Raw genomic sequence first — 21537 nt, 5'->3', positions numbered from 1 at the left:
AATCCCCAAAATTATATTGGAGATTGTTTTATAATTTATTTGATTTCTTTTAGTAATTCTTTTACGTATTCATATACTCTTTGTACTGATTCTATTTCTACGTTTTCTTTTGGTGAATGAGCTCCTTTTATGTTTGGTCCTATTGATATTATATCTAAGTTTGGATATTTTTCATATAAGGCACCACATTCTAATCCTGCGTGAATTACTATAGTTTCAAACTCTTTGCCCTCTAATTTTTTATATACTTTTTGGGCAAGTGGTCTTAATTTTGAATCTTCTTTGTATTCCCATCCTGGATATAGGGAATCTATTTTGAAATTTATTCCAAGATCTTCTAGAATTGTTTTTACTTTCTTTTTTAATTTATCTAGTACATCATTATCTGAAGACCTTATAGAAATTTCACTTTTTATTAAGCCATCTTCTTCTTTAACAAAGGCTAAATTATTAGAAGATTCTACAGTAATATTATCATCCATCATTGTATTTATTCCTGATGGAATCTTTTCAATCATATTGATAATTTTATCAGATAAGTCTTTTGAATAGCTTTTTCCAGATGCTTCATTTATTTCTATTTTCAAGTCGCCTTTTAAATTCTTAAATTCATCTAGGGCCTTTTCTTTAGCTTTTTCTAATTCATCTATATTTGACCCATAGATTTTAAAACTTGCTGATGAAGGAATTACATTATCTAGACTTCCGGAATTAAATTCCCCAAGCCTTAGGTCGGATTTTAAATTTTCTAAAATAAAGGAAACAACTTTTATAGCATTTCCCCTATTGTCATTTATATCCATTCCGGAATGTCCACCAAGAAGTCCAGATACTTTTATTTCATATCCTTCTTTCTCTTCTTCCAATTCAATTTTTTCCTCTACAAAAAATGTAAGGCCACCAGCAGATCCTACTGTTAGAATTCCTTCTTCTTCTGAATCTAAATTAAGAAGATAGTCTCCTTCTAGGACATCATCTGCTAAATTTATAGCTCCAGCCATAGAGGTTTCTTCTTCAGTTGTAACTAATAATTCTAATTGTGGTCCCTCATAATTTTTATCTTCCAAAAGGGCAAGTCCCATGGCAACAGCTATCCCATTATCTGCCCCAAGAGTTGTATCTTTTGCGGTCAAATATTTTCTATCAATTACTGGGATTATTGGATCTTTTAAAAAGTCATGCTTAGAATCTTCTGTTTTTGAAGCAACCATATCCATATGGCCTTGAATTATAACTTTTGGTGCATTTTCATAACCTTTACTAGCTTTTCTTTTTAAAACAACATTCATATTTTCATCTTGATAGGTCTCAAGATTTAATTTTTTTCCAGTCTCAATTAAAAAATCTGAAACTTCTTTTTCATGACCACTAGGTCTTGGAATTTCCATTAATTTTGAGAAGTAATAGAAAACTCTTTGCTCTTGTAATTTTTCCATTACTTAGCCTCCTCAGCATTCATTAAAATAATATTTTTCAAAACTTGGTATGATTTTTCCATTATATCTACAGATAGTATTTCATACCTACCGTGAAAGTTATATCCACCTGTAAATAAGTTTGGAGTTGGAAGTCCCTTATAAGATAGACTTGCTCCATCTGTACCACCCCTTATAGGTTTTACAATTGGGTCCATACCTTCTTTTTTAATGGAATCTTTTGCAAGCTCTACTATTTCCATGCAAGGTTCAATCTTTTCTTTCATATTGTAATAAGAATCTACAATTTCTAAATCAATTATTTTTCCGTACTTATCGTTTAAGAAGTTTACAATTTTTTCTAATAGTTCTTTTTTATCCTTAAATGAATCTTTGAAGAAATCTCTAATTATATAGACAATGTCAACCTCGGCTGAAGTTCCATTCATTTCATCAAGCATAAAGAATCCTTCATATCCTTCAGTGTATTCAGGTCTTTGGTTTACAGGTAGCATTGAATTTAATTCTTGTCCTACTAATAAGGCATTAATCAATACATTTTTAGCTGAACCAGGATGAACTGACTTTCCTTCTATATGAATTTTAGCTGTAGCAGCGTTAAAGTTTTCATACTCCAATTCAGCAACGGATCCTCCATCGATTGTATAGGCAAAATCAGCAGCAAATTTTTGAACATCAAATAAATCTGCTCCCCTACCTATTTCTTCATCAGGAGTAAATCCTATTTTTATATCACCAAATTTTAAATCCCTATTTTCCATAAAGAATTTAGCAACTTCCATGATTATAGCAATTCCTGCCTTATCATCTGCCCCTAATAAGGTAGTTCCATCTGTTGTAACTAGCTTGTGGCCAACAAGTTCTTTCAAAAATGGATATTCTTCTTCTCTTAATTTATATTTTTCATTTAATACAATATCTCCACCCTTATAAGAATCTATTATTTGAGGATTAACACCCTCACCTGTTAATTCCAAGGCTGTATCCATATGAGAAATAAATCCAATTGTAGGAATATCTTTTACTGTTCCTTCTATAGATGCATAAACATATCCATTTTCATCCATATGGGCATTATCTATTCCAAGTTTTTTCAAATCTTCTACTATAACTTTTGCAAGTTCAATTTGACCTGGTGTTGATGGACAAGACTCATTCTTGTCATCACTTTGAGTATTGTAACTTACATATTTTAAAAAATTTTCTAACATATTTTCTCCTATCTTATAATACAGTTTGTAATCCTAACATAACAATAGATAAGACTAATAAGATGCCCATTAATGGAGCAATAAATTTAATCCATTTATTATATGACACATCAACCATTTCAAGGGTCGCTAATATTAATCCAGTTGGAGCAATTATAGCCATCCAACCTTGTCCAAAATTATATGCAGAAACTACTACATCTCTACCAAGAGAAACTGTATCTGCTAGTGGGGCAATGATTGGCATTGATAAGGTAGCAAGTCCTGATGATGATGGGATAAAAATACCCAAAAATGAGAATAGAATCATTTGTACAGTTGAGAATAATACACCATTGATTCCAGAAATTATATTTGATGCTCCAAATAGCATTGTATCTGAAATCATTCCATCATCTAAAATTATATTTATTCCCCTAGCAACTCCAATAATCAAGGCTACTGAAACCAAGTCTGCAGATCCATCCAAGAATGCTCCTACCGCTTCTTGTTCTGAAAGACCAGATAAAATTATTAACAAAATTCCTACTACTAAGAATAATGTTGACATTTCTTCAAACCACCATTCAAGATTCATAACTCCATAAATCATAATAGGAAATGCTAACATAAATATTACAAGCATTGCTATTCTTCTAAAATTAAATGGTTCAACATTATCTGGGTCATAATCTTTTAGATAATGGTCTTTTATTCTTGGCATCTCTTCAGCAATTATTGAATTTGAAGGGTCTTGTTTTACTTTTTTAGAATATCTATAGATATACCAAAGAGTTATAGCTTGAGCTAAAACTAAACTAACAATCCTAATTCCTATTCCTGTTTTAAAAGAAATACCAGCTGCGTTTGATGCAACTACAACTGAAAATGCATTTGTAGTAGAAAACATTGTCCCAATAGATGAACCCATATAAATTGCAGCTATTGTGACCATAGCATCAAATCCAGAAGCCAAAAATATAGGCATCAAAATTGGATAAAAGGCGATAGTTTCTTCTGCTAAACCAAAAGTTGTTCCACCCAAGGCTACAATACTAGATAAGATTGCAACCATCAAAAATTCTTTACCTTTTGTTATTTTTGACAAGGCAGCAATTCCCGCATCAAATGTACCAGTCTTATTTAATACTCCAATACATCCTCCAAGGATTAATACAAAAACTATAATTCCTATAGAATCGGCTATTCCATCAATTGGTGCCCTTGCAACTTTCATAAAGCCTTGTGGTTGTTGATCAAGTTTATGATAAGAACCCGGTATAGCTACTGGTTTTTTAATATCCTCATTTACAAAATTTTCAAGAGGAACAGTTACCTTTAACTTGTCCAAAACTTCTTGAGTAGCTGGTAATTTTTCTTCCTTTCCACCCACTCCAGTTCTTAGGAATTCATTTTCTTCCTTGTTATATTCTAACCTATCATAAGATCCAGCTGGGACTACATAAGTTAAAATAGATGCTAAAACTAATACTATAAATAATACCGTAAAGGCTGAAGGAAATTTAAATTCCTTTTTTTCCTTTTTAAATAAATTACTCATAATTATACCTCCAAGTGAAGCATACTAGCTTTTTAAAATCTTGTCAATTATTTTGTAAATGAAGGTGGTAAATAATAAATGTAGAAATTTATTTGCTATATAAGTCTAAAAGACCTGAAATATTGCCACATTATTTAATCTCTTATAATTATTAATATAAATATGTAATTATCTTTTAAATGAATGAAAATTAATGTACAATATTTTATCATTAATAAAAATACAAACTAATGAATAGTTTGGTATAAAATCACTTGCTTTCATATTTAATTATTTCGCCAATCAGGTACAAAGACCCACACCATAAAACCAGATCATCATTTTTTGCTCTTGATTTTGTATACTCGTAAGCACTTATGTTGTTTTCAATAGCCCTTACCTTACTAAAATCCTTTTTTACAATCTCTTTAAGTTCTTTTGCTTCAAAGGCCCTAGGATTATCTACACTAGTTACTACAATTTCACTAGATATCTCAGATAATTTTTTTATAATATATTTATATTCCTTGTCTTTCAAAACAGAAAATCCAACTATCAACCTATTATAATTAAATAAAGATAGGCTATCAAGCAAGGCATCAAAAGATTCCCTATTATGGCTGCCATCAAGTAAAACCCTAGGTTTTGTTGAAATCATCTGCAATCTACCAGGGTTTTTACTTTTATAAATCCCCTCTTTAATAATATTATCATCTAAATCAAAATCTTCTTTAAAATAATCTAAAAGATTAATAGCATTGCAGGCATTATAAATTTGAATTTTACCGATCAAAGATGTTTTCACATCTGAATATCCTTTAAAATCAAATTGATTATATCCTGTATTTTGACTTTTAATAGTAATTTGATCAAAAGAAAATTCATGTAAGGGAGCATTTTTCTTTTTAGCTTCTTTCTTTATAATATTATAAGCGACGGCATTTTGAGGATAAATAAAAACAGGAACATTATCTTTAATAATACCTGCCTTATTTTTTGCAATTTCTTCTAAAGAATTTCCTAAAATACTCATATGATCCATTGAAATTGTTGTAATAAGGCAAGCTAAAGGTTTTTTCACGACATTTGTAGAATCTAATAGGCCTCCAAGACCTGTTTCAACAACACAAACATCAACCTTTTTATCATAAAAATATTTAAACATTAAAGCTGTCATAACTTCAAAATAAGTATTTCTTAAGCCTATTTTATCTAAGTTTTCACAGATAGGCTTAATCATTTCTATATAATAAAAAAAGTCCTCATCACTTATAGAAATTCCATTAATTCTCACTTCTTCATTAATCTCTTCCATGTATGGTGAGGTAAAAATACCACATTTTTTTGTTTGTGCCAGAGTACTCGCAATAAAATTTGCAGTAGATCCCTTTCCGTTTGTTCCTGCTATATGAATTACTTTAATTTTATCTTGAGGATCACCTAAATCTTTTAAAAGTGACCTTATAGCTTTCAAATCTCTTCTTTTACCAGCAGAATTTCCCCTGCTATAAATCCAATCTAAATAATAATCTTTATCTTTAATCATAAGTCCTCTTTTCTACTTTTAATATTATATAATTATTAAAAAATAAAGTAAAATATAAGATAGGACAAATAAAAGAAAGGAACACAATGAAAAGAAATTACATACTAGATAAATATAGGGGTTTTACCATAATATCTATGGTATTATTTCACCTTTGTTATGACTTGAACTTATATATGGATATGGATTGGTATAATAATATTTACATAAATAAAATATGGCAGCTATCCATAGCCTTATCTTTTTTTATAATTTCGGGTATAAGTTCAAACTTTTTAACTTGGAAGAATAATTTAAAAAGAGGAATAATTCTTACAATATTAGGCATTCTTATAAGCCTTATTACCTATATTTTTGTACCAGATCAATTAATAATTTTTGGAGTTCTAAATGGACTTGGTTTATCCATGATATTAATATCAATTATACAAAAATATATTAGAATTGATAAAAGATTATTGCTTGTTTTTATAATTTTATTTATCATAACCTACAATATGCCAAGCCAAAAAATATTGTCACTAAATATAAACCTTGACCTATATGATAAGAATTTATTTATTTTTGGTTTTCCATCAAAAAATTTTCATTCCACTGATTATTTTCCAATAATCCCTTGGTTTTTCGCCTACATTAGTGGTTATATAATAGGAAAAATTTTAATAGATCATAATTTTTATAATATTTATGGAAAAAATAGTTGGCTTTCAAAAATAGGTCAAAATTCTCTAAAAATTTATTTATTACACCAGATTATAATATATATACTGGTATATCTATTTTTTAAACTTATATAATAAAAAAAGAGATAAAATAGAAAAAACTATTTTATCTCTTTCTTATTTTCTGCAATTAGGACAAATTCCCCTAATTGTTAAATCAACATTATTTATTTCATAACCTTCTAAACCATCAAATTTTAAATTATCAATATCAATATTCAAATCAAGAATGTCTCCACAGTGCCCACAAATAAAATGTGCATGATGTTTTTGGTAAAAATCATATCTTTTTCTTGATTGGTTAAAATCTAATTCACTAACAATATTATTTTTTACAAACAAATTCAAAGTATTATATACTGTGGCTTGAGAAAGAATTGGATCTTTTGATTTTAAATCCTTGTAAATATCATCTGCTGTTGGATGAGTCCTATTATTTACTAGATAATCCAAAATCATAAGTCTTTGATGACTAACTCTAATGTCATGTTTTTTTAGTATATGTTTTTCAATCTCATATTTTTCTTCCTGGTCAACATTGGCAAGAGAATCTATAATTTCTTTCATTTTATCTTCTTTCCAAAATCAGAATCCTTCAAATTTAATATACATTATAAGCTTAATCATGTCAATAATCAAACTAAAAAAGACTCCAAATAGGAGCCTTTAAATTTTAGAAACTATGCTAATTCTACTTCAGCACCAGCTTCTTCTAATTTTGATTTTAATTCTTCAGCTTCGTCTTTAGCTACGCCTTCTTTAACTGCTTTTGGAGCTCCATCAACTAATGCTTTTGCATCTTTAAGTCCAAGACCAGTTACTTCTTTAACTACTTTGATAACGTTGATTTTTGAAGCACCTGCTGATTTTAATACAACATCAAATTCTGATTTTTCTGCTGCACCTGCATCTGCTGCGCCTGCTGCAGCCGCTGGAGCTGCTGCTACTGTAGCTTGTGCTGTTACATCAAATTCTTCTTCTAGTGCTTTTACTAATTCTGATAATTCTAATACTGTAAGTTCTTTAATTTCTTCTAATAAGTTTGTTACTTTTTCTGACATTTTTAATTCCTCCGATATTTTAAATATATTTTATATTAAGCTGCTTCGTTTTCTTTTTTTTCTCTAACTGCATCAAGTGCATAAACAAGTTTTGCATTGATTTGTGATAAATCACCAGCAAGTTTTCTAATTGGTGCTTGAAGTGTATTAACAAGCATAGAAGCAAGTTCTTGTTGTCCTGGTAATTTAGCTATTGCTAACATTTCTTCTGGTGTTTGATAGTTTCCATCAACAATTCCAGATTTAATAATTAGTTTTTCTTCATTTGCTTCATCTTGATTTATATATTTACTTGCTACTTTTGGTCCATCAATCATTTCTTCATTTGAAAAAATAAGTGCATTAGAACCTTTTAACTCTTCAGTAAATTGATCAAATCCTAATTGTTGGAATGCAAATCTCATCATAGTATTTTTGTATACTTTATATTCTGTATTTGCATCTCTAAAATTGTTACGTAAGTCAGTAATTTCTTTAACGTCCATTTTATCGAACTCTACTAAAGTTACTGATTTAGCACTTTCAATTTTTTTAACTATTTCATTAACAATTACTTGTTTTTGTTGTATAGCTTTTTCAGACATATTTCACCTCCTATGGCTTTTGGTAGGTATATAAAAACCCCCACTATTAGGCATAAAAATTATGCCTACATCGGTGGGGATGTAGATTTCTTATTCCCACCTATACGGAATAATTAAACTCAAAAGTCTCCGTAGTCTTTGGTAGCCTATTTATTTGACTATAATAATATAACACTATTAATATATTTTGTCAAATTTTTTTTATTTTTCAACTAAATCCATTGCTTTTGCTGGAGATAATTTTACTCCAGGACCCATTGTTGAAGCAATAGTAATTGATTTTAAATATTTTCCTTTTGCTGAAGCTGGTTTTGCCTTAACTATAGCTGTAATTAAAGATCTTAAGTTATCAGATAATTTTTCTTTTCCAAAAGATACTTTTCCTGTTGGAACGTGTACAAGGTTATTTTTATCTGTTCTATATTCTACTTTACCTGCTTTTACTTCTTTAATTGCATTAGCAATGTCATTTGTTACAGTACCCGATTTTGGGTTTGGCATTAATCCTTGAGGTCCTAAAACCCTACCAAGTCTTCCAACTTGTCCCATCATGTCAGGGCTTGTTACTATTACATCAAAATCTAACCAATTTTCTTTTTGGATTTTGTCTGTATATTCTTCATTTCCTGCAAAGTCTGCTCCTGCATTTAAAGCTTCTTCTACTTTATCATCTTTAACAATTGCAAGTACTCTAACATTTCTACCAGTTCCGTGTGGAAGTACAACTGTACCTCTAACTTGTTGGTCAGCATGTCTAGAATCTACACCAAGTCTTACGTGTAATTCTACAGTTTCGTCAAAGTTTGCTTTTGCAGTTTTTTCAACTATATCTAATGCTTCTGATAAATCATATTCTTTTTTTGTATCAAAAGCCTTTTTTGATTCTATATATTTTTTACCTTTTTTAGCCATGTTGCCTCCTTGTGGTATAACGAGTTTCCTCTTCCACTTATTCTTCTACAGTTATCCCCATGCTTCTGCATGTACCTTTTATCATGCTCATTGCAGCTTCTAGGCTTGCAGCATTTAAATCTTGCATTTTTGTTTGAGCTATTTCTTTAACTTGATCAAGTTTGATTGAACCTACTTTGTTTTTGTTTGGTTCACCACTTGCTTTATCAAGACCTATAGCTTTTTTAATTAATACTGGTGCTGGTGGTGTTTTTGTGATAAATTCAAAAGATCTATCCTTATAAATTGTCATTTCAACCGGTATTATCATTCCAGCTTGGTCAGCTGTTTTTGCGTTAAATGCTTGCACGAATTCCATAATATTGATTCCGTGTGGTCCTAGTGCTGTACCTACTGGAGGTGCTGGTGTTGCTTTTCCTGCTGGTACTTGTAATTTAACTTTTGCTTGTACTTCTTTTTCTTTTGCTGGCATATTAAATCCTCCTTTGTGGTTTTTGGCGGGTTACCCCTCCCACTTACTTTACGTAAGCCAGTTTAAATTGTCTCAATATCCTCGAAACCTAAATCTATTATTGTATCTCTACCAAACATATCAATTAAAGCTTTGATTATTTGCTTTTCTGGATCAATTTCTTTAATTTCCGCAACCAAATCTTTAAATGGTCCTTGGATTATATTTACATTATCTCCAACATTTATATCAATGTTTAATACAGGTTTGTCTTCTTTTATACCAAATTTTCTAACCTCTCTTTTTGTGAGTGGGACTGGTTTTGAATCTGGACCTACGAAGCCTGTTACTCCTTGGGTATTTCTTATAATATACCAAGATCTATTTGTAATGTTCATTTTTACCATTACATAGCCTGGAAATAATTTTCTAGTTTTAAGTTTCTTTGATTCATTTTTTACTTCAACATACTCTTCTTCTGGTACTGTTACGTCGATGATATCAGGATTTTGTTCGTTATCAATCATCATTTGGATTTTATCTTTAACCCTATTTTCGTATCCAGTATATGTGTGAACTACATACCATCTTGGTTGTTTTTGTGAATCTTTAGAATCAATTTCTTCCTTTGTATTGTTTAATTCATTTGAATTATTGTTATTAGATAAATCTGTCATAGCTTACCTACATTAAAAATCCAAGCATGTTTCCAAAGACTATGTCTAATAACCAAATGAGAAGTCCTGTAATCACACTGACAATAATAACAAGTAATGAGTAATTTAAAGTTTCATTTTTTGTTGGCCATGTGATTTTTTTGAATTCTCTTCTAATAGATTTAAAAAATCCTTCTTTTTTCTTAGCCATTTAAAAACTCCTTACTATTTTGTTTCTTTATGAACAGTGTGTTTTTTACAGAAAGGACAATACTTTTTAAGCTCAAGTCTTTCTTGAGTGTTCTTTTTGTTTTTTGTAGTATCGTAATTTCTATTTTTGCAAACTGTGCATTCTAGTTTTACTTTATCTGCCATTAAAACACCTCCTAATTTATATGGATAGTCCCATACAAACATATATGTTACCATCCAATTAGTTTTATGTCAATATTATTTATTATCTTTTTTCTAAATTTTCGTATAGATTTTTTCTTTTTTTTATTAAAAATTCTCTAAGGTCATTTAAATCATGATTTGAAAAACAAGTGTCGCTATAATCAAGTAATATTTCTTCTATATCGTCTAGCTCATATACTCCTTTATCATACATTTTGCCTAATAAATTATGATTTTTGTCATAATATACTTTTGGCGGATATCCATCTAGTTTCCTTGTATCTATACTAATATATGAGGATTTATTATAAACTTTATTGCCGACTACTAATACAGCTTCTTTAATATTTATTTCCTTGCCGCTTAAATAATCTTTCATTATTTAAAGTCCACTATCTTCTATTACCTTAATTATTTCATTTACTTTTTCTTTTGCTTCTTTTTCGCTTTCAGCTTCTGCCATAACCCTAATCAAAGGCTCTGTTCCACTTTCTCTTACCAAAATTCTTCCCTTATCTTTTAACCCTTCACTTTTTTGCTCTATTATATTTTTAATTTTTTCATCATTTAAAACTTCATTTTTGTCTTTTACCCTAACGTTTTTTAAAACTTGAGGATAAATTTTTAAATCTCTTCTTAGCTCTGAAAGTGTAGTTTTATTTTCTATCATGGCTTCCATAAGTCTTAATGATGTTAATATACCATCACCTGTGTTAGCATATTTTGAAAAAATAATATGACCTGATTGTTCCCCACCTAGCTCATATCCATTTTCACTCATTTCAAGGTGAACATATTTATCACCAACATTTGTTTTGCTATATTTTATTCCTATTTTATCAAAGGCTTTGTATAGACCAATATTTGACATTATAGTTGTTACAACTGTGTTTGATTCTAAACTTCCTTCTTCTTTCATATGCTTACCGCAGATATATAAAATCGCATCTCCATCGACCACTTCACCCTTTTCATCAACAGCAATACACCTATCAGCATCACCATCATAAGCAAAACCACAATCAAGTTTATTTTCTTTTACATATTTTTGTAAAACTTCTATGTGAGTTGATCCACAATCAACATTTATATTAAAGCCATTTGGATTATTATTTATTACAAATGTTTCAGCTCCTAATGCATCGTATACGCTTTTTACAATTGATGAAGCTGCACCATTTGAACAATCTAGTCCAACTTTTTTCCCCTTAAATGATTTACTTACAGTTTGGATAAGAAAGGCAATATATCTATTTCTTCCTCCAATAAAATCATGAGTTCTTCCTATTTCTTCACCAACTTTTAAATCTATATCTGTGATATCTGAGTCTATATATTCTTCTAATTTTTCTAAAAACTCATCATCCATTTTTTCTCCATCAGAATTGATGATTTTAATTCCATTATCATGGTATGGATTATGGCTTGCAGTTATCATTACTCCACAATCAAAGTCTTCACTTCTTACAACATAAGAAACTGATGGGGTTGTTGTTACGTGTAATAGATAAGCGTCAGATCCTGACGAAGTTATTCCTGCTGATAGGGCATCTTCAAACATATAAGATGATCTTCTAGTATCCTTACCTATAACGATTTTTCCTTGTCCATTTTTTTCTTTATTAAAATAATATCCTAAAAATCTTCCGATTTTAATTGCATGATAGAGAGTTAAATCTTGGTTAGCTTCCCCTCTAAATCCATCTGTTCCAAAATATTTCATTTCAATCCTCCTAGTTAACTATTATTATAAATTACATAGGTATATCATTCAAGTTTTTACATATTTTCAAATATATTTTTGCTTAATTTTTTCATTAATATATAATTTAAATATGGAAAAATTAGATTATATACCAAAAACAAAATTATATATGAAACATGTTGATAAGTCATATTCTTTTGGGATTGATTCAATACTTCTTGCAAATTTTTCAAAAATGAAAAAAAATAAAACTTTAATAGATGTAGGCGCTGGAAATGGAATTTTATCTCTAGCATGTCTTTCTTATTACAATTTAAGTAAGGTTTATGGAATTGAAATTCAAGAAAAAAAAGCAGAAATATTTAATGAAAATTTAAAATTAAATTCTATCAATAATATTGAAATTATTAATAAAGATTTAAACTTAACAGAATTTCCTAATAATTTTTGTGATTATATTATTACCAATCCTCCTTATTATAAAAAAGGAGCAAATATAAAAAATGATAAAGAAGAATTTTTATTATCTCGCCAAGAAATCAAGATGAATTTGGCTGATATTTTCTCTTTTTCTAACAAAACTTTAAAGGACAAGGGAAAGTTATTTATGATTCATAAACCTGAAAGACTTGTTGATATTATAAAAGAAAGTGGAAATTTAAAATTAAAAAGGATTAAATTTGTCCAATCAAAGTCAAATGAAAAACCCGTTTTTATTCTTTTAGAATTTGTGAAAAACGCTAATGAAGGACTAAAATTTGAAGATCCTTTAATTATTTATGATGAAAATGGAAATTATAGTCAGGAGGTTAGATTAATAAATGGATTATAGTATATATTTCGTACCAACTCCTATTGGGAATTTGGAAGATATGACAATTAGGGCTATCAATGTATTGAAAAGTGTTGATATTATAGCTTGTGAAGATACTAGGGAAAGCAAAAAGCTCTTAAATTATTTCGACATCAATAAAAAATTAACTTCATATCACAAATTTAATGAAAAGCAAAAATCAAAAGAAATTATAGAAAATACCAAAGAAGGCATTACTTATGCAATCATTACAGACCAAGGCATGCCAGGAATTTCTGATCCTGGTCATATACTAATCAAAGAATGTATTGAAAATAATATATCCTATACAATTCTTCCTGGTCCTTCTTCAATTTTAACAGGACTTATAGCAAGTGGTTTAGATAATGATAGATTTGCCTTTTATGGATTTATTCCAAAAAAATCTTCTGATAAGAAAAAATTATACCAAGAATTAAAAAACGAAAATAAAACTTCTATTCTTTTTGATACCCCTCATAATTTAGAAAATACTATAAATGATTTTAAAAAAGAATTTCCAGAAAGAAAGCTTGCTATTACAAGAGAGCTAAGTAAAAAATTTGAGCAGTATCAAATATTTAAAATTAAGGATATAAAAAATGAAGATATAACCTTTAAGGGTGAATTCGTCCTAATATTAGAAAAGAATCTAGAAAAAGAAAATTTAGATATTACATCTTTTAAAGATGAAATTTTACAATTAAAAAAAGAGGGAAAATCTACCAAGGATATTGTTAAATCCTTGAAAAAATCCACCTCTTTTTCAAAAAATGACATTTATAACTATGTTATTACTTTAGTTTAAATTATCTAATTTATTTACAGGATAATTTTCTAAATATTCTATAGTTTCTTCCAAAGTTTGACCTACAGAAGCATTTACTGCAACTTGAACACTAGTTTCAACTAAAGGTGTTCCTGATAGGTAGACTTTGGATTTTTTTTCTTCATCAAGCATATCAATCGCCATTTGGCAATTAAGCATTGCTGAACCTAAATCGAAAAATATTACAAGACCATCATCTTTTGCATATTTATTAATTATTTCATTAATCTCTTCATAATTTGAACCTATATTTCCCTCATTATCTCCACCACTTATTTGGATATTAACATCAGGAGCCATTTGAACCAAAATTTCTCTTAAGCCTTCTACTACTTTTCTACTATGACTTGCTAATAAAATATTAATCATTCAAATCTCCTAATGCACTTTTAATACATAGATAAGATGAACAAGCACCTGGATCTATATGTCCTATAGATCTATCTCCAAGATAAGCAGCTCTTCCCTTTATAGCTTTAATATCTTTTGTTCTTTCCATATTTTCCTTAGCTATATCAATTATTTCCGAAAATTTCTTGTCCTCTTTAAGAGCATCTGCCACAGGTGAAAGTACATCTACCATAGTTTTATCACCAACTTTAGCTTTTCCTCTCATAATAACACCATCTACTCCGTCAGAGAAAGCTTTTGTAAATAATTCTTTATCAATATCTTCACTTTCTCCAAGAGATTGAGCAAATTTCATGAAAAATGTTCCGTATAATGGACCACTAGCCCCACCTACAGTTGAAATTAATGTCATGGCAATCTTGTTAAATAAGGCTTTTAAATTAGGAAAATCTTCATTCATTGCTTCTTTTACCTTTGTAAAACCTTTTTTCATATTATAACCGTGGTCAGCATCACCAATTTCCCTATCAAGGTCAGTTAAATAAGCTTCATTTTCACTAATTAAATCGGCAATAGCTACAATTTTTTCTTTTACTTTATCAATATTCATCTTATCCCCTCACTACATCTACTTTTTCTTCTAAATATTTTAAAACTTCATCATCTACTTTAAACAAGGTTAAAGAAAATCCTGCCATATCCATACTGGTCATATAGTTTCCTACAAATGTTTTCTTTATACTTATATTTTTTTCTTTTAAATAATCGTTTACATAATTATTTACAATGAAAAGTTCCATTTCTGTAGTTTGTCCCATTCCATTAACCATAAGAGCAAAATCTCCATCAAGATTATCAAAGTCTTCCAAAATATGGTCTACTAGCTCTTTAGAAATTTCATTAGCAGATTTTATTTTCTCTTGTTTAACACCTGGTTCACCGTGAATTCCTACACCAATTTCCATATCTCCTTCTGACAAATCGAAACTTTCTTTTCCAGATATAGGATTTATACAAGCCTTTGTAGCCATACCCATTGATTTAATATTTTTTACAATTTTTTCTGCCATAGCTTTTATTTCTTGTAAACTTTTTCCATCTCTTGCCATAGCACCTAAAACTTTATGAACAAATATAGTTCCAGCTATTCCTCTCCTGCCGCTTGTATAGGTAGAATCTTCAACAGCCACATCATCATTTACAATAATATAATCTACCTTGATGCCATCCATTTCAGCCATGTCTTTCGCCATGTCAAAATTCATAACATCGCCAGTATAATTTTTGATGACCATAAAAACGCCTTGACCAGAATCAGCAAGTTTAATAGCCTCTAAAACTTGGTCTGGAGTTGGTGAAGTAAAAATTTCTCCACAAATTGCACAGTCAAGCATTCCATCACCAACATAACCAGCATGGGCAGGCTCGTGTCCACTTCCACCGCCAGAAATTAAACCTACTTTTCCCTTAATAGGTAAATCTTTTCTATAAATTATTTTTAAATCTTCATTTAACTTTACCTTATCTTGGTTTGCTTTATAAAGTCCATTTAACATCTCTTTAATTATCATATCTGGATCATTAATAATTTTTTTCATAAATACCATCCCTTCTAAATAAAATATACCCAAATAGACTTTTTTTATTTATTTGAATAATATAATTATTCTTATTTTAATTATAGTCATGAATTAAAAATAATCAAGATACATTTTTATAAATTTTTATTCACTTTTTTTATATATAGACTAAATATTATTACTTAAATTTGAAAATATTTTACTGTATCTAAAAAATATTTTTACCTATAATTTTAAAATTCTTTTCATTTCAAATTCATAAATAGATAAGAAATAAATAAAAAGTCTTTGTTATTTTTTTATCTTGAAACCTTATAATCTCAAGGTTTTTTTATTATATTTAAAAAATAATTAAAAAATAGCTTGACAAAAACAATAAATGAATATATGATTAGCTTAGATGTTGATAGAGGTTATCAATATCAAAGAAATTTAAAGGAGAAAATTAATATTATGAAAAAAATTGCTATTGTTTACTGGTCAGGTACTGGAAACACAGAAGCTATGGCCAATGAAATTGCAGGAGAACTAAAAAATAATGATATAGAAATTGATTTATTTGATCCTAATTCTTTTACTAAAGATTCTATAAATCTTTATGATGGATTTGCTTTTGGTTGCCCAGCTATGGGGAGCGAAGAGTTAGAAGAAACTGAATTTGAACCTATGTTTGAAAGTATAGAAAATGATTTATCTGACAAACCTGTTTTAATTTTTGGTTCTTATCAATGGGCAGATGGTGAATGGATGGAAATTTGGCAAGATAGGTGTAAAAATGATGGAATTAATCTTGTTCGTGATGGATTAATGGCTTATGATACTCCTGATGATGAAGCATTAGAAGAATGTAGAAAGGCGGCATTAGATTTATCTAAAGCTGTAGGTTAGAAAAATGAATGAAGAATTATTAATTGATTATGCATCACAAACTCTGGCTAATAAAAAACTTGCTAATTTATTTACATTTAAAAATACCGACAATATAGACATTGAAAAAATGGTCTATGAGTGGAATGAAATACTTAATGAAAAAAATATGTACGTGGAAATACTTAAAAATAATCATTCATCCGCTCAAATTTATGCATACAGACCCCACAAGCTAAAATACGTATTAAATGATAAAAAAACAAAATCTCTCCTTAGGTCTTTGGGCTACAACACTCAAGACCTAAACCAATGCATAAATCATTTAAAGTTTAGGTATAAAATTGAAAACTTTCCCCATGAAATTGGAATATTTTTAGGATATCCTTATGAAGATGTAATGGGTTTTATTGAAAATAAGGGTGATAAATTTCTAATTAACGGATATTGGAAGGTTTACTATAATCAAGATGAAAAAATAAAAATTTTTAATAATTACAACAAAATAAAGAAATCTTATAAAATCCTTTTTAATCGATACAAAAATATAAGTAACTTATGCGTAAATTAATAATTCTTCGATAAAAAAATTATGTGTACTTGCAAAAAAATAAAGGCTTGAGTCTAGCTCAAAGCCTTTATTTTTAATAAATCGCTTATTTTATCAATTTTATAATCTGCTAAGTTGCCTTCTCCTTTTTTAGCATAGCCGTACTTTGCAAAAATGGATATATTATCGTTTAAATAGCCTGCCTCTATATCGGATTTTCTATCGCCTATTATTATAAAATTGTCTATTTTATTTATTTTTATTATTTCTGATTTTTCCTTATAATCATAATCTTCGCCTATTAAATATTTACTAAAATATAAGTCTAGCTTATAAAATTTTATTGCGGTATCAATATATTTTCTAGGACATGATGAAAGGATTATTAATTCGTGTTTCTTTTTTAGGATATTTAATACTTTTTTTGTATCACGGTATAAAGAACCAAAATCTTTCATATTTTCTATCATAAATTTTCCTGTTGTTTCTATTAACTTTTCTTTATCATAGGAATTATCAAGAAAATCATCCCAAATTTTTCTTGGTGGGTAGCCAAGATAAGATTTTGGATCAAGATTCGGTTTTTTTATTTTATATTTTTTTAAGGTTTGGTAAAATGCTTTTTCATAAATTTCGTCACTTTTATGGATAGTTCCATCAAAGTCAAAAATTATTTTCATATAAGATCCATTAGATTTGCCATTTCAATTGCAGATACTGCTGCATCACTTCCCTTATTTCCTGCCTTTGTTCCAGCTCTTTGAACAGCTTGTTCAATTGTATCTGTTGTAACAACTCCGAAAATAACTGGTTTTCCACTTTCAAGAGATACATTTGCAATTCCTTTTGAAACTTCAGAGCACACATAATCATAATGAGAAGTATCTCCTCTAATAACCGCTCCCAAACAAATTACAGCATCATAATCCTTGTGGACTAGTTTTTTTGCTGCAAGAGGAATTTCGAAAGCTCCTGGAACTCTTACTAGTTCTATTTCTTCATCTTTTACTTCATGTCTTTTTAATGTATCAAGGCAGCCTTCTACAAGCCTATCTGTTATAAAATGATTAAACCTTGCAACTACAATTGCATATTTTTTTCCGTTTGATACTAAATTTGCACTATATTCTTTCATTTATATCTCCTTAAATTCTTTTAAATCATGTCCCATTCTGTCAGCTTTTGTTTTTAGATAAACCCTATCAATGTGGTTTGAATGGATTTCTATTGGTACTCTTTTATTTACTTTTATATCATATTTTTCAACCTGCTTAATTTTATCAGGATTATTTGTTAGTAAATCAATTGATTTTACACCTAATTCTTTTAACATTTGACAGGCTATTTTGTAATTTCTTAAATCTGGAGCAAAACCCAATTTTATATTTGCATCCACTGTATCATAGCCTTCCTCTTGAAGATGATAAGCCTTTATTTTATTAAATAAGCCAATTCCTCTTCCCTCTTGCCTTAAATATAGTATTATTCCAGACCCATTTTCATCAATCATCTCCATTGCCTTGTGAAGTTGGTTTCCACAATCACACCTATTTGATGAAAATACATCGCCAGTTAAGCATTCTGAATGAATTCTAGTTAGTATATTTTCACCATCAACCTTTCCTTTTATTAAGGCTAGGTGTTCTTTATTTTCTATTTTGTCATAAAAACTAATAGCCTTGAAATTTCCATGGTCTGTAGGAAGATTTATAATATTTGTTTTTTCTAATGAGTTTTCATCATTTTTTGAAAAATCTATCTTATTTTCTTTTATATATTTTTTAATTTCAGACACACTAGTCATTTTCATACCTAGTTTTTTTGCAAGATCAACTACTGCTTTTCCTTTAAGCATGTGACCATCATCTGCCATAATTTCACAACATAAACCTATCTCTTTTAAATTTGAAATCCTCATCAAATCTACTGTAGCCTCAGTATGGCCTTCTCTAACTAGAACTCCCTCATCTTTTGCAATTAATGGAAATACGTGGCCTGGTCTTCTAAAATCACTAGGTTTTGTATTATTATCTGCGAGGGCTCTTATAGTTTCTGCTCTTTCAAAAGCTGATATTCCTGTTTCTGTATTAACATGGTCGATAGATACTGTAAAAGCTGTTTCATGATTATCAGTATTATTTTGAACCATCATGTCAAGGTCAAATTGTTTGGCAATATTTTTACCTATTGGAGTACAGATTAAACCTCTGGCAAATTTTGCCATAATATTTATCATCTCACCTGTTACATTCTCTCCAGCACAAATCATATCAGCTTCATTTTCTCTATCTTCATCATCAGTTACTATTATTATTTCGTTATTTCTTAATGCTTTTATAATCTCTTCCATATTTTTTAAAAACCATTTTCTAATAAAAAGTTTTTATCCAACCTTTCTTCTTTTTTATTTGCCATAGATTTTTTAATAAATCTATTTATAATATCAGTTTCAATATTTATTTCATCGCCAATTTTTTTATATTTAAAATTTGTTCTTTCAAGTGTCTCAGGAATAAGGGCTACCTCAAAACTTGTATTTTTATCATCAGAAACTGTAAGAGATATTCCATCAAGTGTTACAGATCCTTTTTTTACTATTAAAGAGCAAATTTCTGGACTAGCTGAAATTGTAAATATATTTTCTCTAATATTTTTAATTTTCCCAACTCCATCAACATGACCTTGAACTATATGGCCATCAAGCCTATCTGAAAGTCTTAAAGCTCTTTCTAGATTTACTTTTTTATTCACATATGAATTATCAAATTTAGTCATTTTCAAACTTTCATTCATTAAATCTGCCTTATAAGTTTTATCAGTAATTTCTGTTACTGTAAGGCAAACTCCATCGGTCATTATAGAATCACCAAGTTTTGTATCCTCTAATACAAGACTCGCCTCAATTTCAATTTGTACATGATCATTTATCTTTTTAAAAGATAAAATCTTACCCATTTCTTCAGATATTCCAGTGAACATTTTTAGCCTCAATCATAATATCATCATCAAATCTTTTTACATCTTCAATTTCAAACTTATATCCATCTTTAATCTTATCAACACCTCTTCCATAAAAAGGTGATTTTGAATTAAAGCCACCAATTATTTGGGGTGAAATAAATTCATAAATTTTATCAACCAGACCTTCTTCTAAAAAATCATAATTTAGAATTGATCCACCTTCAACCAAAATTGATCCTATATTCATTTCGTATAATTTATTTACTAAATCTTCTAGGTCAACATGATTATTTTTCATCTTGCATTTAATTAAATTTAAATCAGGATTGTCAGTGTCTTTACAAGTCGCTATATAAGTTTTTTTATCACTATTTAAATTAAAAATCTTGTAATCCTTATAATTTTTTTCTATTTCTAGATTTGTATCAACAATAACTCTGACAGGGTCAATTCCATTTTCTATCCTTGAATTTAAGGAAGGATTATCGTGAATCAAGGTGTTTTTTCCTACAACTATTGCATCATAATCATTTCTTAGTCTATGGACATATTCTCTAGAAAATTCATTTGAAATCCATTTTGAATCATTTGTATTTGAAGAAATTTTCCCATCTAAAGTTTGGGCATATTTTAAAGCAATAAGAGGTCTATTATATTTAATATTGAAGAAAAATTTCTCATTTAATTTTTTGCCTTCATCTTCCAATAAACCCGTTTGAACTTCAATCCCCTTTTCTCTTAAAACCGTTAGGCCGTCAACTTTAGGATTTGTATCTATATTTGAAATTATAACTTTTTTAATATTTCTCTTGATAATTTCTAAAGTACAAGGCCCTTGTTTTCCATAGTGAGAACATGGTTCCAAATTTACATACAAAACAGCCCCATCAGCATTTTCTTTTAAATTATTAAAACAATCAACTTCGGCATGGACTTTTCCATATTCATGGTGGTATCCTGTTGATATTATTTTTCCATCTTTAACAAGAACAGCACCTACCAGTGGATTTTTTAAAGTTTTTCCTCTTGCATTTTTTGCAAGGTCAAAACATTTTTTCATATAATATTTATCATTCATCTTGCCTCCTCCACAATTCTCGGCAAAAGAAAAGATCCCTTTCAGGGACCTTGGTTATTTCAAAAGAATAATTAATAAATCTTCTCTCATCCAGACTATACTGTCGGTATAGGAATTTCACCTATTCAGCAAAAAGCTCGCGGACTTTACCGCCGGTGGGGAATCACACCCCGCCCTGAAGAATTGTGTTATTTTATTTACATTTTTATTATAATACAAATTTTATTTTTGTCAATCGTTTACATGAATTTTTTAATCATTATAAATCAAATTTGTTCATTTATTAATGA

Annotated in this window: 27 protein-coding genes and 1 riboswitch; of the genes, 5 read left to right on the top strand and 22 right to left on the bottom strand. The window is 29.0% G+C overall.

Annotated elements, in window-relative coordinates; genetic code table 11:
* Positions 1 to 35: 35 nt before the first annotated feature.
* From pepD to CJ192_RS01765, 4 genes are all read right to left on the bottom strand, one after another.
* Entirely contained in the window at positions 36 to 1436 is a 1401-nt protein-coding gene (gene pepD, locus CJ192_RS01780) for a beta-Ala-His dipeptidase (RefSeq protein WP_102197539.1), read from the bottom strand.
* Positions 1436 to 2647 carry a peptidase T gene (pepT, locus tag CJ192_RS01775; protein WP_102197538.1) on the bottom strand — a complete coding sequence of 404 codons (1212 nt, stop codon included), beginning with the start codon at positions 2645 to 2647 and terminating at the stop codon, positions 1436 to 1438. Before pepT ends, pepD begins: the two co-directional genes overlap by 1 nt.
* 13 nt (positions 2648 to 2660) lie before the next feature.
* Positions 2661 to 4187: a YfcC family protein gene (locus CJ192_RS01770; RefSeq protein WP_102197537.1), complete on the bottom strand. Its 1527-nt coding sequence runs from the start codon at positions 4185 to 4187 to the stop codon at positions 2661 to 2663.
* A gap of 250 nt (positions 4188 to 4437) precedes the next feature.
* Positions 4438 to 5712 (bottom strand): bifunctional folylpolyglutamate synthase/dihydrofolate synthase, encoded by a 1275-nt coding sequence (locus CJ192_RS01765; RefSeq protein ID WP_102197536.1) that lies wholly within the window; start codon positions 5710 to 5712, stop codon positions 4438 to 4440.
* An 86-nt stretch (positions 5713 to 5798) separates the two neighbouring features.
* Between CJ192_RS01765 and CJ192_RS01760 the strand changes: the two genes are divergently transcribed.
* On the top strand, positions 5799 to 6509 hold the full coding sequence (locus CJ192_RS01760; protein ID WP_102197535.1) for a heparan-alpha-glucosaminide N-acetyltransferase domain-containing protein: 711 nt from the start codon (positions 5799 to 5801) through the stop codon (positions 6507 to 6509).
* Positions 6510 to 6551: 42 nt separating this feature from the next.
* On the opposite strand, the gene CJ192_RS01755 is transcribed toward CJ192_RS01760, so the two are convergent.
* From CJ192_RS01755 to glmM, 10 genes are all read right to left on the bottom strand, one after another.
* Positions 6552 to 7001 (bottom strand): Fur family transcriptional regulator, encoded by a 450-nt coding sequence (locus tag CJ192_RS01755; RefSeq protein ID WP_102197534.1) that lies wholly within the window; start codon positions 6999 to 7001, stop codon positions 6552 to 6554.
* Between the two features lie 113 nt (positions 7002 to 7114).
* Positions 7115 to 7495, bottom strand: coding sequence for a 50S ribosomal protein L7/L12 (rplL, locus tag CJ192_RS01750; protein ID WP_004816374.1), 381 nt, complete (start codon positions 7493 to 7495; stop codon positions 7115 to 7117).
* Between the two features lie 35 nt (positions 7496 to 7530).
* Positions 7531 to 8079 (bottom strand): 50S ribosomal protein L10, encoded by a 549-nt coding sequence (gene rplJ / locus CJ192_RS01745; RefSeq protein WP_004813569.1) that lies wholly within the window; start codon positions 8077 to 8079, stop codon positions 7531 to 7533.
* Between the two features lie 201 nt (positions 8080 to 8280).
* Positions 8281 to 8991: a 50S ribosomal protein L1 gene (gene rplA / locus CJ192_RS01740; protein WP_102197533.1), complete on the bottom strand. Its 711-nt coding sequence runs from the start codon at positions 8989 to 8991 to the stop codon at positions 8281 to 8283.
* A 37-nt stretch (positions 8992 to 9028) separates the two neighbouring features.
* Complete coding sequence (gene rplK / locus CJ192_RS01735; protein ID WP_004813572.1) at positions 9029 to 9463, bottom strand: 50S ribosomal protein L11; 435 nt, start codon at positions 9461 to 9463, stop codon at positions 9029 to 9031.
* Positions 9464 to 9525: 62 nt separating this feature from the next.
* Positions 9526 to 10119 (bottom strand): transcription termination/antitermination protein NusG, encoded by a 594-nt coding sequence (gene nusG / locus CJ192_RS01730; RefSeq protein WP_004813573.1) that lies wholly within the window; start codon positions 10117 to 10119, stop codon positions 9526 to 9528.
* 7 nt (positions 10120 to 10126) lie between these two features.
* Positions 10127 to 10309: a preprotein translocase subunit SecE gene (secE, locus tag CJ192_RS01725; RefSeq protein ID WP_004813575.1), complete on the bottom strand. Its 183-nt coding sequence runs from the start codon at positions 10307 to 10309 to the stop codon at positions 10127 to 10129.
* 14 nt (positions 10310 to 10323) lie between these two features.
* Positions 10324 to 10473, bottom strand: a complete 150-nt coding sequence (gene rpmG / locus CJ192_RS01720) for a 50S ribosomal protein L33 (protein WP_004816546.1) — start codon at positions 10471 to 10473, stop codon at positions 10324 to 10326.
* Between the two features lie 82 nt (positions 10474 to 10555).
* Positions 10556 to 10873, bottom strand: a complete 318-nt coding sequence (locus CJ192_RS01715) for an aspartate 1-decarboxylase (aspartate alpha-decarboxylase) (protein WP_102197532.1) — start codon at positions 10871 to 10873, stop codon at positions 10556 to 10558.
* A gap of 3 nt (positions 10874 to 10876) precedes the next feature.
* Positions 10877 to 12217, bottom strand: a complete 1341-nt coding sequence (gene glmM / locus CJ192_RS01710; RefSeq protein WP_102197531.1) for a phosphoglucosamine mutase — start codon at positions 12215 to 12217, stop codon at positions 10877 to 10879.
* A 112-nt stretch (positions 12218 to 12329) separates the two neighbouring features.
* Here glmM and CJ192_RS01705 point away from each other — a divergent pair, with 112 nt between their 5' ends.
* Complete coding sequence (locus CJ192_RS01705; protein ID WP_102197530.1) at positions 12330 to 13031, top strand: tRNA1(Val) (adenine(37)-N6)-methyltransferase; 702 nt, start codon at positions 12330 to 12332, stop codon at positions 13029 to 13031.
* Positions 13021 to 13839 (top strand): 16S rRNA (cytidine(1402)-2'-O)-methyltransferase, encoded by an 819-nt coding sequence (gene rsmI / locus CJ192_RS01700; protein ID WP_102197529.1) that lies wholly within the window; start codon positions 13021 to 13023, stop codon positions 13837 to 13839. Before CJ192_RS01705 ends, rsmI begins: the two co-directional genes overlap by 11 nt.
* Here rsmI and dhaM read toward each other — a convergent pair.
* The 3 genes from dhaM to dhaK are packed head-to-tail and all read right to left on the bottom strand — an operon-like array spanning position 13831 to position 15809.
* Positions 13831 to 14229 (bottom strand): dihydroxyacetone kinase phosphoryl donor subunit DhaM, encoded by a 399-nt coding sequence (gene dhaM, locus CJ192_RS01695; protein ID WP_102197528.1) that lies wholly within the window; start codon positions 14227 to 14229, stop codon positions 13831 to 13833. The genes rsmI and dhaM overlap by 9 nt on opposite strands.
* A complete protein-coding gene (dhaL, locus tag CJ192_RS01690) occupies positions 14222 to 14821 on the bottom strand; it encodes a dihydroxyacetone kinase subunit DhaL (protein ID WP_102197527.1) in 600 nt (199 codons plus the stop codon). Before dhaL ends, dhaM begins: the two co-directional genes overlap by 8 nt.
* A gap of 1 nt (position 14822) precedes the next feature.
* Positions 14823 to 15809 carry a dihydroxyacetone kinase subunit DhaK gene (gene dhaK, locus CJ192_RS01685; RefSeq protein ID WP_102197526.1) on the bottom strand — a complete coding sequence of 329 codons (987 nt, stop codon included), beginning with the start codon at positions 15807 to 15809 and terminating at the stop codon, positions 14823 to 14825.
* Between the two features lie 435 nt (positions 15810 to 16244).
* Between dhaK and CJ192_RS01680 the strand changes: the two genes are divergently transcribed.
* On the top strand, positions 16245 to 16679 hold the full coding sequence (locus CJ192_RS01680; RefSeq protein ID WP_004813592.1) for a flavodoxin: 435 nt from the start codon (positions 16245 to 16247) through the stop codon (positions 16677 to 16679).
* 4 nt (positions 16680 to 16683) lie between these two features.
* Positions 16684 to 17229, top strand: a complete 546-nt coding sequence (locus CJ192_RS01675) for a DUF3793 family protein (RefSeq protein ID WP_004813594.1) — start codon at positions 16684 to 16686, stop codon at positions 17227 to 17229.
* Positions 17230 to 17282: 53 nt separating this feature from the next.
* Here CJ192_RS01675 and CJ192_RS01670 read toward each other — a convergent pair whose 3' ends face one another.
* Genes CJ192_RS01670 through ribD form a run of 5 tightly spaced genes read right to left on the bottom strand, consistent with a single transcriptional unit; the run spans position 17283 to position 21247 of the window.
* Complete coding sequence (locus tag CJ192_RS01670; protein WP_102197525.1) at positions 17283 to 17888, bottom strand: HAD family hydrolase; 606 nt, start codon at positions 17886 to 17888, stop codon at positions 17283 to 17285.
* Positions 17885 to 18343, bottom strand: coding sequence for a 6,7-dimethyl-8-ribityllumazine synthase (gene ribH / locus CJ192_RS01665; protein WP_004816711.1), 459 nt, complete (start codon positions 18341 to 18343; stop codon positions 17885 to 17887). The genes CJ192_RS01670 and ribH overlap by 4 nt, the downstream gene beginning before the upstream one ends.
* Entirely contained in the window at positions 18344 to 19558 is a 1215-nt protein-coding gene (ribA, locus tag CJ192_RS01660; protein WP_102197524.1) for a GTP cyclohydrolase II, read from the bottom strand.
* Between the two features lie 5 nt (positions 19559 to 19563).
* On the bottom strand, positions 19564 to 20187 hold the full coding sequence (locus CJ192_RS01655) for a riboflavin synthase (protein WP_102197523.1): 624 nt from the start codon (positions 20185 to 20187) through the stop codon (positions 19564 to 19566).
* On the bottom strand, positions 20168 to 21247 hold the full coding sequence (ribD, locus tag CJ192_RS01650) for a bifunctional diaminohydroxyphosphoribosylaminopyrimidine deaminase/5-amino-6-(5-phosphoribosylamino)uracil reductase RibD (protein WP_102197522.1): 1080 nt from the start codon (positions 21245 to 21247) through the stop codon (positions 20168 to 20170). Before ribD ends, CJ192_RS01655 begins: the two co-directional genes overlap by 20 nt.
* 74 nt (positions 21248 to 21321) lie before the next feature.
* A riboswitch (FMN riboswitch) is annotated at positions 21322 to 21434 on the bottom strand.
* Between the last annotated feature and the right edge of the window lie 103 nt (positions 21435 to 21537).

Origin of the sequence: Anaerococcus hydrogenalis, assembly GCF_002871895.1 — a bacterium.
GTDB classification, from domain to species: Bacteria; Bacillota; Clostridia; order Tissierellales; family Peptoniphilaceae; genus Anaerococcus; species Anaerococcus hydrogenalis.
Note: the sequence above shows the minus strand (reverse complement) of the source record. Positions and strands in the feature narration are given on the sequence as shown.